Here is a 17,259-nt window from a genome sequence, read left to right as displayed (position 1 = left end):
GAATAAGCGATGAGAAAAATTATTGTGGTCTATTTAGATGTTAACGGTACTATTATGGCCGCTGATCTGGCTCAAGGAAAAACCGCAGAAATTGCCATTGCCCACGAATTAGCTAAGAAAACACGCGGCATCTGGCATCACGAGCTACCAGAAATGCGGTATCAAGATTATGTTGAACACCATTTAATCCCCGGCTCCGAAGCAAATGCTGCCATTAAAAAGCAACGGCGCGATCTCTATCTTCGATTCTTAGCCATGCTTGAAGAAAGTGGCCACCCCTTATTAGAGCAGACCCAAGCGACCTACCATCAGTTAGTCACTATTCTGCACACTCAGCAAAGTCCCTTATTTGCCAGTTTCTGGACGCTGCTTCAATGGGCGCAACAGTCTCCTTACGATATACGGTTTGTCTTTCGCACCTTTGGCCATGACCTTCCGCACATCATGACGCTTTTAGAGCACCAAGATTATAAGATTCAGAATTTATTTTGTTACGAGAATGACCAATTATTTCGAGGATATTTTAGCGACACATTATTTATTAAGCAGGAAGTTTGCCCGAGAGTAGAAGCCATATTCTCTGAGCAGTTTAATGCTGTTAAAGATGACTGGCAGCGCTGGAATCGCCACGGCGAGACAGAAGCCTACGCCAAGCCTTTTCATAACTTTCCAGAAGTGATTTCCATATTCTTTGATGATAATGCCTTGGAAAAGCAGATTATTGCACCCATTGGGTTTACTTCAGAAAATGGCACCCCTCTAACAACCGTTGACCTTATTGAGAGGGGCTATATTGTTCCGGTTAATCCGTTAAAAGCCATGATTCAGCCTGAGTTCTTTGTAAAAAAGATAGAAAACCTATTGCTAAAATAAGCTAAACTCCCTGCTATAAAGAGTTGATTTCGCTTGGACCGTCTCTAAGCCGCTGTCTGTATAGAGGGGGAGTTAAGCCAAGCCGAGCCGTATATTTAATTCAATTGCTACCGCATCCGCTTTAGCAGACTTATAAAATTCCTTAAGATTACGGTTCTGAAGGGAGTCCTCGAGCGCAAGGTGAATCACGCGCCGCTCCTTAGAACGCGCCCAGCCAAAAAGTGGCGCATTAAACGATGGTAAGGTGTCCCTTTTAAGCTCGTCCATGATCTGCTTAAAATCGGCCATCGATAAGTTACAGCAAACAAGCTCTATCTTTTTTAAATTTGGGCACATTCTCATCATTTTGCCTATCTCTCGCCCCAGAGAGGAGAGGTTGTTGTAAGATAAAGATAACTCAGTGATAGTGGTGTTGTGACTTACGGCAGCGAGTAAAGAGACCGCATTTAAAGCAGTTAACCCAATACCGCTTATTGCTAATCGCTTCAGAGAGATCCCTTCCCTTACTACCCCCTTTAAAGATGCTAAGGAGCTGTTATGGAAAGTATTGAAGCTTAACTCTAGATAACCTATGTGAGGATGTCCTTTTAGGCTCTCCAAGAGAAGAGTTAGGCAGGCATCTGTAAAATGGTTATTATGAAGATCTAAGTACTGGAGTTTTCCATTATGGCGGATCAATTGACTCAGGAGGCTTGCCGCCCTTTTACTAATTTCATTTATACTTAGGTTCAGATATTGGAGCTGTGTGTGATGACTTAGAGAAGAAAGAATAAGCTCAGCTTCTTGGTCTTCCAGATTGCAAGCACTCAGGTCGATACTGGTTAGGTGTTTACGCCCCTGAATAAAAGATCCCAGAACAATCGCTTTTTGGGAGCCAAGAGGGGTGCCCGCATAATTAAGCTGATACGGTGCCAGCGTCTCCTGCGACATTAAATGCTGGTAAAGCGGATGACGGGAGACGGAGGATAAACTATGAGCTGGCAGCACCTCCACAGCGGGAGCAAAGTGCAAAGACAACCACAAGAAACAAAAGAAATATTTTTTCATGCATAAGCGTAATTATATTTCTATAATTACATCTTACCAAAACAATATTGCTAAATAATTAAAAACTGGCGAGTCCCGTTTGATAGCGCCCTAAGATTAGAGCATGGATATCGTGGGTTCCTTCATAGGTATTAACTGTTTCTAGGTTGGCCATATGCCGGATCACGTGATATTCATCTACAATACCATTGCCACCATGCATATCTCGAGCTAGCCGCGCAATATCTAAAGCTTTGCCGCAAGAGTTGCGCTTTAGCATCGAAATAACCTCAGGAACATCATATCCTTCATTTTTTAACCGCCCTGCCCTCAAACACGCTTGCAGTGCTAAGGTAATTTCCGTTTGCATATCTGCCAGCTTTTTTTGAATTAATTGTGTTGCCGCCAACGGACGGTTGAACTGCTCTCGCTCCATAGTGTAGGTTCGAGCCGCATGCCAACAAAACTCAGCGGCGCCTAAAGCGCCCCAGGAAATGCCATAACGCGCATTATTCAGGCAACCAAATGGGCCCTTGATACCTTCTACATTAGGCAGCAGATTTTCCTCAGGGACAAAGACATTATCCATAACAATTTCGCCCGTTACCGAAGCGCGCAGTGACATCTTACCTTCAATTTTGGGTGTACTCAGTCCTGCCATTCCCTGCTCTAGAATAAAGCCGCGAATCTTATTATCCTCACACTTGGCCCAGACCACCATGACCTGCGCTAAAGGCGCATTTGTAATCCACATTTTGCTGCCTTTTAAAAGATAGCCCCCTTGAGTAGCGGTCGCCCGCGTCCGCATACTGGAAGGATCTGAGCCTGAATCGGGCTCAGTTAAGCCAAAACATCCAATAAATTCGCCGCTCGCCAATTTAGGCAGGTATTTTTGGCGCTGATCTTCTGAACCGTAAGCATAAATGGGATACATTACTAAAGAAGACTGGACACTCATTGCCGAGCGATAAGCTGAATCAACCCGTTCTATTTCGCGGGCAATCAGACCATAACTGACGTACCCCGCATCGGTACAGCCATAACCATCAATCGTTACCCCTAATAGACCTAAACTTCCCATTTCTTTCATAATGTGAGGATCAAATTCTTCACGTCGATTGGCTTCTAAGATCCGTGGCATCAGCTTATCCTGGGCATAAGCCTGCGCCGTATCACGAATCATCCGCTCCATATCAGTAAGTTGGTCTTCCAATAATAAGGGATCGCTCCACGGTGTCGAACGTACAGAGGACTGAGAGGATTTAGCAGAAATGGCAGCTGGCATAGGATATAACTCTTATATTCAGATTAGATAACTATAGTTTAGCTCATCCAAACTCCTGCTCGCAAGGTCAGGCTTGTCAGGACAGAAGCTTAACGGTTATCTCTTCCTCAGGAAAATAATTTTAACAACAATTATCCCTTCTCTAATCTTCTGCTTTTTCTGCTGCGAAAATCGCATCCCTAAACACGGCTATCCCTAAGCCCAAATTTGCTATTTTTAGTGATAATTTTTTCCTAACTGTACGGTAATTTTCTTGTTGAGGTTCCTAATATTTTTTTCTGACAGCACGGTATCTTGGTATAGTATGGGGACAGGAAGAATTTAGAAGCTAGGAAAATGAATAATTGCCCCTTCCCGACAGGGAGCCCTTCTCCTGCTTTAACAAACATTTTATTTTTGCTCAATTAACTCAATTATATCAGTTCGGGCTTAAATTGATTTTTTGAGGCTAAATACCCTATAATTTGAGAAAATTTTTCCCCATTCTGCCCGCTCAGGGAGAAGGCAAATTTTTTACGAGAGGAAGCATGTTTTACTCTGTTCAGGGATCAAAAGTTGTGATTTATATTCGCTTATCACCAAAATCTTCTAAAGATGCTATTGGTGGCATTTATAAAGATGATCGAGAAAGGAGGATGTTGAAAATAAGTGTCACAGCACCGGCGGAAGATAATAAAGCGAACCAGGCACTGATCAAATTTCTTGCCAAGAAACTCAAAATTGCTCCATCTCAGCTAACTCTTCTGCAAGGGCATACTCATCGCAATAAGACGGTAGCCATTGAAAGTAACACTATAAGCCAAATTGTCGATTTCTTTTCGACCATCAGTTAAGTTGAAAGTTTTAAAGGGATTGGTTTAATTTATGAAGGATAAACTTACTGCCAAACCAGGCAGCTCCGCCAGTTACAGCAGCTAAAGCGGCGGGCACCACAATCGGCGCCCCTGTTAAAGCTAAAGGAGGAACCGACAAAAAGGCTGCTTTTGTTGCCAGAAAGCTTGTTGTTCCGAGCAAAGCCCCCGCCCCTAAGGGAATACCATCTTGAAGCAGTAAAAATTGTAAGAAATTGGCTGTTTTCTGCTGTTTTGCAGCTTCAAGATTTTCGACAGCTGCTGCAGTTTGCTGGGTACTTTTTATCACGAAAGCCTCAGACTGTGCTAAAGGCAAGGCATTTTCGCCGACCATTTGCTGTAATACTTGCTGAATTTCTTTCAACTCTTTTAAGTCGTTTTGCAGATAACACAGCTCCCGATTGGATTCTTCGAGGAGTCGATGATCAATATCTAGTGGCGTCAAAATGGTAGAATCAATAAGGATTACTTTATCTGAAAAGGTATCCATGAAGGTTGCATCCCTCTGATTTCCATAAGTCCAGCTAACTAATAGGCTTAGGCTGGGGAAAATTAGCTTAAGCATACTGCCTCCTTAAGTACATGTTAGGTCAGAAAGTAATTATTAGCCTCACTTTTACCTAACACTAAACCCTTTTTTTATTATTATAGAGATTTTTCTGAAGTAAAAGAGTTTATCGCGAGCCAATATTAATATTAATTTGATTGGTGCCGCGTCGTAAAACCAAACTCTTCAAACCATCACTGGCCAACTGAGCAAAATGCTTAACAGAGGTTACTTTTTCGCCATCGGCCTCAACAATTATATCCCCGGGTTCAAACAAAGATAATCCGAATAAGCTTTGACTTGGAGGGCTTTCAAGGATAACAACCCCGGTTTGCATCATGTCAAAACTATACTTTAAAGCAAGAGCGGGTGAAAGATTGGCAATTTTTAGACCCGAAAGCGGGTTGTTTCCCTGGATCAAGGTCTCTTCCGCCTTTGGCAACTCAGGAGGTGCAATGGTCTTAAAGTTAATTGTTTTTTCTTCACCTTTGCGTTTGACGCTATAGGACAGATCCTGATCTGGATTGGTCTCTAATATTTTAAGGAGATAAGTTTCCTCAGATTCTATTGCCATCGCATTAACTTTAGTAATCACGTCACTGACTTGCAAACCTGCTTTTTTGGCGGGGCTGTTATCATGAATGGCTGTAACTAATACCCCTTTACCATCTTTCATGCCAAAGGATTCAGCCTTTTCAGGACTCAAAGTGGCCACTTTAATGCCATCCCACGCTCGCACGACTCTGCCATTAGTGCTTTTTGAGGAAAGCAACGGCATGACCATTGAGACTGGTATAGCAAAACCAATTCCTAAATTTGTCCCTGTTTTCGATAAAATTGCATTGGGTATCCCAATTAGTTCCCCCTTCATATTGACCAACGCCCCTCCAGAATTTCCTGGATTGATGGCACTATCAGTTTGCATGAGAACCCGACCGCCAACCATACGCGTCGCTCTTGAGATAATACCACTGGTAACTGTATGGCCGATTCCAAAAGGGTTACCAAAAGCTAAAACTAAATCGCCATCCTCGACATGGCTGGATTGTCCTAAGGGGATGAAAGGAATGTCTCCATGAGTTTTCAAAAGCTGGATAATCGCCAAATCATTCTTTTCATCAGTAACAATGACTTTTCCTTGAAGAGACCGATTATCAGATAATTTAATTTCTATAAGCTTTGCATTTTGAACCACATGGGCACAGGTGACAACAATGCCGTCTTTACTAACAATAACCCCTGAGCCCATGGAACGTCCCAGCTCTTGGCGAATAGGGCCTTGAGGGTGATCAAAGAAGTTGCTAAAGAAGTCGTCATTAAATAAAGGATGAAATTTATGTTCTATAACTTGGAGGGCATAGATACTGACAATAGCAGGGGCCACTTTCTTAACCACTGGAGAGAAAGATAGCTTGACCTCGTCTACCGACTCTGGAGCTTTTGTAGCCTCACAGGCTGCAAACAGCAGATGAAAACTTGCAACAATTAAAAAGAGAAAACGACACATCTTGTCCTCCATGAGAACAGATTAGCATGATCATTCTTAATGAGAAGTTAAAAAAAGAGGCCTTTTATGCCTCTGAACCGTCTTCGCCTTCGGAAATATTGAGATGGGATTCAGCATCGGCCTCGATCATTTGGGCTGCTGACACATCATCCTCGTCATCATCTTCCATTGACGACAATGAAGTTGAGAAGGCATCAAGAAATTCATTTTCGAGTTCTTCATCACTAGCATCGGCAAAGGAAACCCGTTGCAGCGACCGCACCAAGCTGTCTTTTAAGGCATCAACAGCAATCGTCTCTTCAGCAATTTCACGCAGCGCCACCACTGGATTGCGGTCATTTTTACGGTCAATAGTCATTGAAGCGCCGGCTGAGAGCTCACGGGCACGGCGAGCCGCAACCATTACGAGTTCAAAGCGATTGGGAATTACTTTAACGCAGTCTTCAACTGTTACGCGAGCCATGGATCCTCACAAAATTCTTTATATATTGAGCAACTTAATATCCTATGCAAACTATGAAAACCAACGGACTGCATGGAAACTGGCGCGCCCAGGAGGATTCGAACCCCCGACCTGCGGCTTAGAAGGCCGTTGCTCTATCCAGCTGAGCTATGGGCGCATATAGTTTATTACTAATCAATTTTTAGGTCCGGTGCAAGAAAATTAGTATTTACGATCTGTTAGATCGTCAGCAAATGCAAATTCTTCCTAACCTCGCCCGTCCTAAGTTAAGGGTAATTGGTGTACTTTTATATAGTCAAAATAACTTGCGAATACACGTGTACTTTGCCATTACTAAGGATAATTCTTCAGATAGGAATGTAATCCATGTCCGCAGAACAGCTTCCAATACTCTACTCCTTTCGCCGGTGCCCATATGCCATGCGCGCTCGCTTAGCCTTGTATTCTGCCTTAATCTCCCATGAGCACCGGGAAATTGAGCTAAAAAATAAGCCGACAGAGATGTTACAAGCCTCCCCTAAAGGCACTGTACCGGTCCTTATTTTGACCGACAATACGGTCCTCCAAGAAAGCTTAGATATCATGAAGTGGGCTTTGAAGCTTAATAATCTTGGGACAGAAGAGCATAAACTGATTCAATTAAATGATTGCTCTTTTAAACAGGCTCTCGACCGCTATAAATATCCAGGGCGCTACACTGAAGAAGATGGAGCAGATTATCGTCAGCAATGTACAGTGTTTATTGAGGTTCTAGAGGCTCGCTTAAATCCGTTCCTCAATGGCAAAGAAATGGGCGGGCTAGATATGGCTATCTTTCCCTTTATCCGTCAGTTCTCAATGGTAGACCCGCAATGGTTTGACACTTTACCCTTTTCTGCTGTTAAGACTTGGCTGAAGATGATCAGCAGCAGTGAAATCTTTGCACAGGTTATGGCAAAGCATCCCCGGTGGGATGCTTCTCAGGCACCGCTATATATTAGTTGGAAGGAGTCATAAAAATTGGTTACAACAATCCATTATCTCTGACATATTCGCCCGGGGCCTCAGCAATAACAGCCTTAGGGTCTATCGTCGGAGCAGGTACTTTATTGCCCGCATACTGCTCCATCCATTCTTTCCATGTCGGCCACCACGAACCTGTCTGTTTATGGGCATGCTCAAGCCACTGCTCGGCCGTATCATACAGCTTATCAGCTTCCATAAAATAATATTTATTTTTATCAGGGTGGTTGAAAACTCCTGCGACATGGCCAGAGCCTGACAAAACAAACTTTTGTGCTTGCTTAACCGCTTGGGTGAGTGGATAGACAGCACGCCATGGAGCAATATGATCATCGAGCGCTGCCATAACAAACATGGGCAGATCAATGGTACGCAAATCCACAGGCACATCGCCAACCTTAATGCCCCCTGGTTTAAGCAAGCGGTTTTCTAGATACATTTGCCGCAGGAACTGAGTATGCATTGTGGCTGGCATTCGCACAGCATCCCCATTCCAATGCAGCATATCAAAAGGCATCGGTTCCTTACCCATCAGATAATTATTAACATAGAAAGACCAAATCAGATCATTTGCCCGCAATAAATTAAAGGACTGCACCATAGCGTTGCCTTCAAGATAGCCACGCTTGCTTACATGAGCTTCCAATTTCTTTAATTGCTGCTCACAGATATAAACAAGCAAGTCCCCGGCTTCGCGAAAATCTATGGGAGCTGCGATAATGGTGGCCGCATCAAAGGGCTTTTCCCCTTTTGCTTTTAAATAAGTCAACAAGCTATTCAGCAGCACACCGCCGGTACAATACCCAATGACATTAATGACATCCCTTTTAGTGTAACTTAACACAAAGTCTAAGGCCGACTTAACACCATCCAGCACATAATTCGATAAAGTTTTATCGGCGTGCCACTGGGTTGGATTCGCCCATGAAATCATAAACAACGTAAATCCTTGATCTACAGCCCACTTTACGAAAGAATTTTCTGGCTTTAAGTCAAACACATAAAATTTGTTGATCCAGGGCGGAATAATAAGGATCGGCTTTTCATAAACCTTTTTGGTCGTGGGGCTATATTGAATCAATTCAAGATATGGATTGCGGTAAATGACTTTTCCTTTAGTGGTGGCAATATCACGCCCGAGCTGCAAAGCCTCCATGTCGGTCATCTTAATATTAAATGTTCCTGTGGCCGAATCTTTAAGGAAGTTTTTAAAGCCCTGGATTAAATTTTCACCACGCGATTCATAAGTTTCTTGAATCACATCCGGATTTGTTAAAGGAAAGTTGGTGGGTGCCATCGCATCAATTAGATGGCGCGTATAAAATTCTAACTTATTGAGTGTCTGCTCATCTAGCCCATCAATTTGCGCTAGTGTATTGTGTAGCAACTTGGCATTAATCAAATAAATTTGTTGCATAAAGAAGAAGGCGGGATTGGTGCGCCAGATCTCATTTTTAAAACGTTTGTCACGGGGATCAACTTCGACGATGGGCTGAGCTTGCCCTCCCTTTAGCTGTTCTCCCACTTCTTTAACGATCGCCATAACATCTTTTAAATGCTCTTTTTGCAACTCAATCATGCGATCAGGCCGCTCTGAAATCTTTTGAGCGGCTTTGGCAATGGTATCTTGTACAATTTCAGGATCAAATATTGTCATCACGCCTTTTTGCGGGGATGGTTCGGGACGTAGGGAGCGTCCATAATCTACCCAAGTTCTCTGATTTGCATCGATAATTTTTGTCCAAATTTCTTGCCATTCACGGGCAAAATTTTGGTAAATTTCTAAAGGCGTTTCATTCTTTTGTGGTGACATGCTACAATACTCTCTATGACCTTCTAATTCCAATTTAAAGACAGACACTTAATAAAATGCTAACATATTTTAGTAAAATTTTAATTACTTTGATGCCTATAGGAATACTTTTAGGCTGTACAACCCAAACCCCGGATGATGAAAAATACGGAAAAATAGAGGGCGGCTTTCCGCGCTTGGTTGACGTGCCAGAGCGCCCAACTCCGCCTGATCATGGCTTTATTGCAAAAAAATTAAACGACCTTGAACATGACCGTTTAGATGCTCAACGTCAAGCCGACAAAAATTTAGCTCTCATTAAGAAATGACAAACATTCAGCAACCCCTCTCTAATTCTTATCTATTTGATGGCCAGATCTCCGTGGGCGGCCGCCGTTGGGTCTTTGATGAGGTTAATCCTCGCGAGGCATTACAACTAGCCCAAAATCATCAAATCAGCACCTTCGCCGCCACTATCCTGTTAAAACGGGGCATAAATTTTCAAAATGCGGCTTCTTTCCTTCAGCCAACGTTAAGAGAATTAATGCCCGACCCATCCCATCTTAAGGATTTGAGTGTCGGGGTTGACCGGGTAGTGAAAGCCATTCAGAGCCAAGAAACGATCGCTGTATTTGGAGATTATGACGTTGATGGTGCTACCGCTACTGCTCTATTAAAACGTTATTTCCGCGATATTGGTATCTCATTGCGCGTCTACATTCCGCAGCGGATTGAAGAAGGATACGGACCAACGGTCCCAGCCATGCAGCAACTGGCCAAGGAAGGCACCACCACCCTATTAATGGTAGATTGTGGCACAACTGCTTTTACCCCTTTAGAAGCAGCGGTCCAACTGGGAATGGATGTGATTGTGCTGGATCACCATGTCTCGCAAGCTTCTTTACCCCCTGCCACAGCCATCATCAATCCCAACCGCATTGATGAAAATAGTCCGCTAACCAATTTGTGTGCCGCCGGCGTCAGTTTTATTTTCCTGGTGGCTTTACACCGTCAACTCAGGCTTGAAGGGTGGTTTGCCCAGCGTCCCGAACCAGATCTACGCCAATATCTCGATTTGGTTGCGCTTGGAACAGTTTGTGATGTCATGACTTTGACAGGACTCAATCGCGCTTTTGTGGCGCAAGGCCTTAAAGTTATGGCACGGCGCTCCAATCACGGCTTAAGATGTTTGGCTGATCTTGCAGGCATGGATGATACCCCGTCTGCCTATCATTTGGGATTCTTATTAGGCCCTCGCATCAATGCCGGTGGACGGGTTGGCCGCGCCGAATATGGCTCACGCCTTCTGTCAACCTTGGATGAACTCGAAGCACAACAATTGGCCCGTGAATTGGATCTCTATAATAAGGAGCGCCAAGCCATCGAGACTCTTGTCCTCGAAGAAGCAATTCACCAGATTGAGACTCAAGGCCTCCATCGGCAGCCTCTCATTCTTGTCGGTCAAGAAGGCTGGCATCCAGGCGTCATTGGCATTGTGGCAGGACGATTAAAAGAGCGCTATAATCGACCGGCGTGTGTGGTCGGGTTCGATGCGGATATTGGTAAAGGCTCTGGTCGCTCGATTGCTGGGGTGAACCTAGGCGCTGCGATGCATGCCGCTTGCCATCATGGTCTACTTACGGCCGGCGGTGGGCATCTCATGGCTGCAGGTTTCACAGTTATGCGTGATCAATTCGATAACTTTTATAATTTTCTCAAAGATAATCTGAAGCATCAACTTGAAACCCTAGAGCCGACGCTGGAAATTGATGGCATATTAACGCCCTCTGGCGCAACGCTGGATCTGGTGCACGAACTTAAACGCTTAGAGCCTTTTGGGAATGGTAATCCAACTCCTAAGTTCTGCATTCACAAAGCCAAAGTTACTTATGCTGAACCTGTCGGCGTCAATCATATTCGCTGCACCCTAGAAGGGGAAGATGGAACACGCCTTAAAGCTATGGCTTTTCGTGCTTTAGAAACGCCTTTAGGCGATGCCATTATGGCCCGTAGCAATAAATCGATTCAAGTGGCCGGTACCTTGAAGGTGGATACGTGGAACGGGCGCTGTAGCGTGACCTGCTTTATTGACGATGTGATGTAAAACAGCTAACTATTTTGGAAGGGCACCTTACAAATCGTCATCCACAAGATTTGGTAATCCCAGATATTGATCTTCGATTGTGCTTGCTTCTGGCGCTCGTGGGCCAGAACGCCCATCCCCATCAAGAATGTCCTTACCTTCTCCCTCCAGAAAGCTAATTATCTGCGGCACATATTTTAGATATATCGGATTTTTAAGTTGTGGGGGCAGCTGTGTTTCCCCTAGGTAAACTTGAACAAAGTTACGATATTCTAATAAGTTGATAATACTTCTGGGTAACTTACACAGAGGGTTGTTGCCGGTATTGAAAAACTTTAACTGAGTTAAATTGCTAATAGAGGCAGGTAAACAGAGCAGTTGGTTGTGAGCTAAGCTAAGCTGCGTTAAGCGCGATAGATTCCCAATCGCAGCGGGCAAAGATGAAAGCCGGCTCTTAGCTAAGTTAAGCTCGGTTAAGTTAATAAGATCACCAATAGCTGACGGAAGAGAGGAAAGGCTGGTGTTACAGAGTTCTAAGTGTTTTAAAGCGGTTAGCTTTTTTATACTGCACGGAAGATAGGTTATCGGCTTATCGCGGTAACTAAAATTCTCAACGGAGGAAGAAGTACTAAATATTGTCAGTAATAAGTCGAGGTTATAAGGATTTGCAATAACTTCCTTAATTGATTGCACGATATGGATTAAACTTGCTCCTTTGTCGCGAAACCCTCCCGCATAAACTTCCTTTAAAATCAAATTTTCAAGATTAGCAGAGTTATGGCAAAGAAGGGAGTGAAGACTGACATCCCTCTCTGTACCGCTTAGTAAGTCTTTCCATATATTATGGCTAATAGCTTGTTGGATGGCCGTATAAATAGCAGCTTCCAGCTTTTCGAAATATAATTCGCTTACAGCTTCGTAATGAGTGCTATCAACCTGTGCCATCATAGCAGCATCTTCAAAGCTCAGATTAGAAATAATCTCTGTGAATAGCTCTGGAGGCACTCGATCTCCTAAATAACAGAAATGAGTAGCGGTTAGGGAAGAGGATTCATCTAGCGATGCCTCCATTCCGCTGCTATTCATCCCCTGTCCCCACAAGAGACCTAAACAAAGTAAATATTTCTTTATCACACTAATAAAACTCGTTATTTAAACTTATCAGTTTTATAGGTATTAAAAAAATATTTCAAGTATCTAATTAAATTACTAGAACAGATAAATAGATTAAAAATTATTTAACTATTTAAACAGATCTCTTTTTGCGAGCAACAATAGACCAGAGGGCCTCTCTGCTGCGCCCGGCCTTTTTCTTCTCGACCAGGCTCTTAGCAAGAAAGAGGTCAGACTTATCCTTTCCTACGGGGCGAGGAGCATTTAGGACTGTCATCAAAGACATTGATATCTTGGTCTTCCAGCTTTTTAATTACCTCTAAGCATTTAGGGGCGGATGAAAATTTCACTCTGATCTGTAAGGGTAAGTCAGTATTTTCGAAGTTAAGGCCTTCCAACTTCTGCCTCGTTAAAAGCTGCCGAAAGCTTTGGGGCAAATATTGTAAAGGGGTATCTGATACACATAAATAGTTAAGACTCCGCAGCGCACCAATTTGAGAAGGAAGTTCGATTAAGGGATTGCCCTGAAGATTTAGCGTTTGCAAATTAATTAAGTTACAGATCCCAGCCGGTAAAGCTGTTAACTTATTTCCCCCCAGAAATAATTCTTTCAAGTTTACCAAGTTGCCGATCTCTGCCGGCAAAGCTAAGAGCTTATTATGATTTAGCTCCAACGTTTGTAATTTAGCCAACCAACCGATTTCGCGCGGCAGATATTTGAGCTGATTATTATTGAGTTCAAGTTCTTGCAAATTCTTTAGCTTACCAATTTCAGCAGGCAGGGAGGTCAGCTGATTTTCCATGAGCAAAAGATTCCTTAAATTATAACAGTATTTAATTGTGGGAGATAAAGACGTCAACTTATTCGTGGCAACTCCTAGCGTGACTAAGTGTGTCAGGTTTTTGATGCTGTAGGGGAGATAAGTTAAATCCAGCTGCGCCGATGTGACTGACTTGGGTTTATGCGGATAAAAGTAAGATGTCATCAACAGCATGCTTAGGTTAGCAGAATGCATGACCACGTTCTTGATGGATTGAAGAATTGCGATCTTGCTTTTCCCATCCTCCATAAAACCGCCGCACTGACCCTCATTTAAAATTATAGTTAATAATAATTCATGGGGCTGTTTTACGCTTCTTTTAAGCTTAACCTTGCCTTCAGATAGGCGCGGAATTATTCTTACAGCCTGATTTAAGATCCCTTGGCGCACAGACTCATCAATTAGTTTAGGGATCACAATTTCTAATTTCTCAAAGTATAGATCCTTTACCGCCTGATGATGCATCTGATTAGTCGCCCCTAAGCTTGCAGCTGCCGAAGGAGATAAATGCTGCACCACATTTGCTATCATTTCAGGGGGTAAATCATGGCCTAGATATCCCACTTCTACAGAATCTTCCCCCGCAAAGAGGCAGCTCGATAAGATAGTTAAAAGACCAAAACAAAATAAAAATTTATTCTTCATTGTTTATTATCCCACTCCATGGAATCGTTGTCAGTAACAGGTGAATTGTTCAAAAAGCCACCTAATATAGCTTCACTGTTTTATCAGCGGTCTGCTCTGATAAGTCATCAAATCTCAGCCCCTTCTTAAAGTTACTCAAGCAATTAAGGTTAAATCTAATTTATAATTCTTATTTTTAGGCTAAATGCTCTCGAGAACACCTTTAGAAAGGAAGGATAGCATGTTTAGTGCCCTTGGGATTGCCCCTAAAGCAGGCAATACTTAGCCAAGAAGCCTACTACTCTTATCAGGGAAGGTCACACCATTTTCTTGCTTTTATTATTATCATAGTGTAAAGGGCTCTAGCTGCCAAAGATGACAATAGCAAGCAATGTCACCTTTGAATTGTTGACTAGTGAAAAGTATTGGAAAGCGAGATTAAGGATTAAGATTCGCTCGAAATCTGCTGAGCCATCGTCTGCGCCCGCCACTTAACATTCTCTGGCGCATTGCCTAACTGGACAATCTGAACAAAGATATCAGCGGCTTCAGACTTCTTACCTGATAAATAGAGGATAAGGCCTTTCTGCTCAAGCGCTAAAGCTTGTAAAGGGCGGCCGGGCTCACATAGCGGCTCTATCTTTGCCAGCAAAGTCTCAGCTTGTTGAGGATCCTTTTCAAAGCTTAGACTGACTAACTGTAAAGCGGCCGTATCTCGCCAAACTTGTTCGAGACGCGAATCATTAGCAATTTCTTGATATAAACTAAAAGCTTTATCGAGATCCTGGTCTTTACCGGGTTCTGAAAGGATGGCAGCCTGAGAAAACTTAGCAAATGTAGCATAGGCCTTATTCCCAGCACTAAGCTCTTTCAATAGGGATAAGGCTTTAGTGGGCTCTCCCTGTTCAAGATAAGTTTGCGCTTTAACGTAAAAATCAGATTGGCGCTCTAATTCACGTGTTTGATAATTGGACCACAGTGAGTAAGAAGCTACAGCAACAAGGAGTACTGTGATAGCAGAACTTGCTTGCTTGCCATACTTATCCCAAATTTGTTTAAACTTTTCTTGACGAATATCTTGCTCTACCTCATCCAGAAATTCGTCAAACTTGTCCTTTTCTGCCATTTTTTTCCAACACTTTTAAACATTTGTTATGACATTCTAACCCACAATAAGCTATGATAGAAGTAGAAAATCGTTGTGTCGAGACTATCTTGTTTTACAGGAGGTTTAACCCATATGACAACAATGCTACCGACAGCACCTTCTTACACTCAAGAATCAGAGCAGATTCGTGTGACTGTTTACCCTATTTATCTGGATAGCCAGTCTTCCCCAGAAGAAAACCATTATTTATGGGCTTATCATGTGCGGATAGAAAATCTTGGATCTTCACCGGTACAACTCAAAAATCGTCACTGGGAGATTACCGATAGCTTTGGCCGCACCCAAGTCGTCAAAGGGGTTGGCGTCGTTGGTGAACAGCCCACCATCCAGCCGGGTGAAACTTATGAATACACCAGCGGTACGCCTCTGGCAACACCGTCAGGGATTATGGTTGGCCGTTATCATATGACGCGTCAAGATGGCGAGATGTTTAGTGTCGAAATCCCAGCATTTTCTTTAGATAGCCCCTATCAACCCATCACTTTGAACTGAGTTATATGTTAAGACCTACTCGAGAAGAGGCCGAAGCTGCCATCCGTACCTTAATATCCTGGGCTGGGGACAACCCTGACCGAGAAGGGTTGAAACAGACGCCGGAACGCGTTATTCGTGCTTTTGAAGAATACTTTGCAGGCTATGGCGAAGACCCTGCCGCCTATTTATCACGTACCTTTGAAGAAATAAACGGCTATGATGAAATTATCCTATTAAAAGATATCCGCTTTGAATCCCATTGTGAACATCATATGGCCCCTATTATTGGCTATGTTCATATAGCTTATTTACCTAATAAGCGTGTGGTTGGCATAAGTAAATTAGCGCGCGTGGTCGATATCTTTGCTAAGCGGTTACAGATCCAGGAAAAGATGACAGCAGAAATTGCCCAGGCCATTAACAGCACTCTGCGCCCTTTAGGGGTGGCAGTCGCAATTAAAGCGACTCATCAATGTATGACCTGTCGCGGCGTCCATAAAACTGAAGTTACTTTGATTACCACCCAAATGATGGGGGCCTTCCGCGATAATAGTGAATTACGGCGCGATGTTTTATCACTCATTAAGGGGTAAATGCTTATCTTAAATTTAAGGGCAAACTTTGAAGGATCTCCTTTTATAACCAACATTTCTTACTTAAACCTAACTATTTATTAAAAGGATCTATTTTATTTTGACACAAGGTTAGGCGAGCTCTAATCTTAGAAAAGAATTAATTTTAAATTTTAGTAAAAAAATATAATATTCTTACGAGGGTTCGATGAAATTAATAGCATTTCTAATTTTGACAGCCACCCTTCACGCAGAGGAAATCTCTTCTGACTGGTTAGATCCGTCTAAACAAGCTCAGCTTTATCAAAGGCTAGCTTTATTATATGCACCCCAGAGCAATAATAATAGCAGCGACATTTCTAGTGACTCTGCCTCCTCTTTTGGCACCCTTGACACTTTTACTCTTAACAGTGCCATCCCAACTTCAGAATTTGATAGCCAAGCTCTGCCCTTTAAGCAATTCTTTATGGACAATACCTCTCCTTTACAGGACGATCTAGCCGAAGACAAGGACTTCGTTCATCTTACGTCAGACTCCCTTCCGCAACAGCAAATGCAGCTCCTTCTACCTAGGGAAGATGCTTCTCTCACAAATATAGCAGATTTAGAAGGTGAACTCGATCAACTGAGACAAGAAAACCAAACGCTCAGCCGACAGCTTGCGACTATGACTCAATTATTAGAGAAGAACAATCAGATGCTGGTCACATTATTAACAGCATTGCAGGAGCACGGGGTTCAGATTGAAGGAATTGAGAACAGCCAACTGCGGATTGAAAATGACCTCCTTACCTTAGCCGATAAACTGAAAAACTGGAAAAATGAAATGCTTCACTCTAATGAACATCTTCTGACCAAAACACTGCGTTATGTGAAGCTAATCTTTAATATTACCAGCAGTACCGGGACCGCCTTATCTACTTATTACACTCTTAACTTGTGTACCAGTATTTTACCTGGCGTGTTAACACCACCAGGCTGGGTATTAGTTACCTCTTCTGCGGCTATAGGTGCCCTTTACTACTGTGTTTACGCTCTATAAGCCATCCTTAATTTGC

General features: G+C 43.0%; 17 protein-coding genes and 1 tRNA gene. 8 read left to right on the top strand and 10 right to left on the bottom strand.

Annotation, left to right across the window (positions count from 1 at the left end):
- The first annotated feature begins 9 nt into the window (after nucleotides 1-9).
- Nucleotides 10-873: a vWA domain-containing protein gene (locus HMO_RS0103810; protein WP_010298869.1), complete on the top strand. Its 864-nt coding sequence runs from the start codon at nucleotides 10-12 to the stop codon at nucleotides 871-873.
- Nucleotides 874-945: 72 nt separating this feature from the next.
- Here the strand turns inward: HMO_RS0103810 and HMO_RS0103805 are convergent, their stop codons facing one another.
- Both HMO_RS0103805 and HMO_RS0103800 read right to left on the bottom strand, forming a co-directional pair.
- Complete coding sequence (locus HMO_RS0103805; RefSeq protein WP_010298867.1) at nucleotides 946-1,920, bottom strand: leucine-rich repeat domain-containing protein; 975 nt, start codon at nucleotides 1,918-1,920, stop codon at nucleotides 946-948.
- Between the two features lie 58 nt (nucleotides 1,921-1,978).
- On the bottom strand, nucleotides 1,979-3,184 hold the full coding sequence (locus HMO_RS0103800) for an acyl-CoA dehydrogenase (protein WP_010298865.1): 1,206 nt from the start codon (nucleotides 3,182-3,184) through the stop codon (nucleotides 1,979-1,981).
- Nucleotides 3,185-3,711: 527 nt separating this feature from the next.
- Here HMO_RS0103800 and HMO_RS0103795 point away from each other — a divergent pair.
- Nucleotides 3,712-4,017 carry a DUF167 domain-containing protein gene (locus HMO_RS0103795; RefSeq protein WP_010298863.1) on the top strand — a complete coding sequence of 102 codons (306 nt, stop codon included), beginning with the start codon at nucleotides 3,712-3,714 and terminating at the stop codon, nucleotides 4,015-4,017.
- Between the two features lie 10 nt (nucleotides 4,018-4,027).
- On the opposite strand, the gene HMO_RS0103790 is transcribed toward HMO_RS0103795, so the two are convergent.
- The 4 genes from HMO_RS0103790 to HMO_RS0103775 form a co-directional block, all read right to left on the bottom strand.
- Nucleotides 4,028-4,600: a hypothetical protein gene (locus tag HMO_RS0103790; RefSeq protein ID WP_010298861.1), complete on the bottom strand. Its 573-nt coding sequence runs from the start codon at nucleotides 4,598-4,600 to the stop codon at nucleotides 4,028-4,030.
- Nucleotides 4,601-4,709: 109 nt separating this feature from the next.
- Nucleotides 4,710-6,089 (bottom strand): trypsin-like peptidase domain-containing protein, encoded by a 1,380-nt coding sequence (locus HMO_RS13675; RefSeq protein ID WP_010298859.1) that lies wholly within the window; start codon nucleotides 6,087-6,089, stop codon nucleotides 4,710-4,712.
- 64 nt (nucleotides 6,090-6,153) lie between these two features.
- Entirely contained in the window at nucleotides 6,154-6,552 is a 399-nt protein-coding gene (gene rpoZ / locus HMO_RS0103780) for a DNA-directed RNA polymerase subunit omega (protein WP_010298857.1), read from the bottom strand.
- Nucleotides 6,553-6,632: 80 nt separating this feature from the next.
- A tRNA-Arg gene (locus tag HMO_RS0103775) sits at nucleotides 6,633-6,709 on the bottom strand.
- A gap of 209 nt (nucleotides 6,710-6,918) precedes the next feature.
- Here HMO_RS0103775 and HMO_RS0103770 point away from each other — a divergent pair.
- Nucleotides 6,919-7,548, top strand: coding sequence for a glutathione S-transferase (locus HMO_RS0103770; protein ID WP_010298855.1), 630 nt, complete (start codon nucleotides 6,919-6,921; stop codon nucleotides 7,546-7,548).
- A 7-nt stretch (nucleotides 7,549-7,555) separates the two neighbouring features.
- Here HMO_RS0103770 and HMO_RS13670 read toward each other — a convergent pair whose 3' ends face one another.
- Nucleotides 7,556-9,367 (bottom strand): PHA/PHB synthase family protein, encoded by a 1,812-nt coding sequence (locus HMO_RS13670; protein WP_010298853.1) that lies wholly within the window; start codon nucleotides 9,365-9,367, stop codon nucleotides 7,556-7,558.
- Between the two features lie 56 nt (nucleotides 9,368-9,423).
- Between HMO_RS13670 and HMO_RS0103760 the strand changes: the two genes are divergently transcribed.
- Entirely contained in the window at nucleotides 9,424-9,675 is a 252-nt protein-coding gene (locus HMO_RS0103760) for a hypothetical protein (RefSeq protein ID WP_010298850.1), read from the top strand.
- Complete coding sequence (gene recJ / locus HMO_RS0103755) at nucleotides 9,672-11,450, top strand: single-stranded-DNA-specific exonuclease RecJ (protein ID WP_010298848.1); 1,779 nt, start codon at nucleotides 9,672-9,674, stop codon at nucleotides 11,448-11,450. The genes HMO_RS0103760 and recJ overlap by 4 nt, the downstream gene beginning before the upstream one ends.
- A 27-nt stretch (nucleotides 11,451-11,477) precedes the next feature.
- On the opposite strand, the gene HMO_RS0103750 is transcribed toward recJ, so the two are convergent.
- The 3 genes from HMO_RS0103750 to HMO_RS0103740 form a co-directional block, all read right to left on the bottom strand.
- Nucleotides 11,478-12,515 carry a leucine-rich repeat domain-containing protein gene (locus HMO_RS0103750; protein ID WP_010298846.1) on the bottom strand — a complete coding sequence of 346 codons (1,038 nt, stop codon included), beginning with the start codon at nucleotides 12,513-12,515 and terminating at the stop codon, nucleotides 11,478-11,480.
- A gap of 263 nt (nucleotides 12,516-12,778) precedes the next feature.
- Nucleotides 12,779-14,008 carry a leucine-rich repeat domain-containing protein gene (locus HMO_RS15440; protein WP_010298845.1) on the bottom strand — a complete coding sequence of 410 codons (1,230 nt, stop codon included), beginning with the start codon at nucleotides 14,006-14,008 and terminating at the stop codon, nucleotides 12,779-12,781.
- 424 nt (nucleotides 14,009-14,432) lie between these two features.
- Complete coding sequence (locus HMO_RS0103740; RefSeq protein ID WP_010298843.1) at nucleotides 14,433-15,113, bottom strand: tetratricopeptide repeat protein; 681 nt, start codon at nucleotides 15,111-15,113, stop codon at nucleotides 14,433-14,435.
- Between the two features lie 114 nt (nucleotides 15,114-15,227).
- Here HMO_RS0103740 and apaG point away from each other — a divergent pair, with 114 nt between their 5' ends.
- From apaG to HMO_RS0103720, 3 genes are all read left to right on the top strand, one after another.
- On the top strand, nucleotides 15,228-15,647 hold the full coding sequence (apaG, locus tag HMO_RS0103735; RefSeq protein WP_010298841.1) for a Co2+/Mg2+ efflux protein ApaG: 420 nt from the start codon (nucleotides 15,228-15,230) through the stop codon (nucleotides 15,645-15,647).
- Nucleotides 15,648-15,652: 5 nt separating this feature from the next.
- The gene (folE, locus tag HMO_RS0103730; protein ID WP_010298838.1) at nucleotides 15,653-16,222 is read left to right on the top strand and encodes a GTP cyclohydrolase I FolE; all 570 of its coding nucleotides are present in this window, start codon (nucleotides 15,653-15,655) and stop codon (nucleotides 16,220-16,222) included.
- Nucleotides 16,223-16,409: 187 nt separating this feature from the next.
- Nucleotides 16,410-17,243: a hypothetical protein gene (locus tag HMO_RS0103720; RefSeq protein ID WP_010298837.1), complete on the top strand. Its 834-nt coding sequence runs from the start codon at nucleotides 16,410-16,412 to the stop codon at nucleotides 17,241-17,243.
- Nucleotides 17,244-17,259 lie beyond the last annotated feature (16 nt).

It is taken from the genome of Candidatus Odyssella thessalonicensis L13 (genome assembly GCF_000190415.1).
Lineage (GTDB): Bacteria > Pseudomonadota > Alphaproteobacteria > Paracaedibacterales > Paracaedibacteraceae > Paracaedibacter > Paracaedibacter thessalonicensis.
The sequence above is the reverse complement of the archived record's forward strand: the minus strand, read 5'-3'. Positions and strand labels throughout refer to the sequence as shown.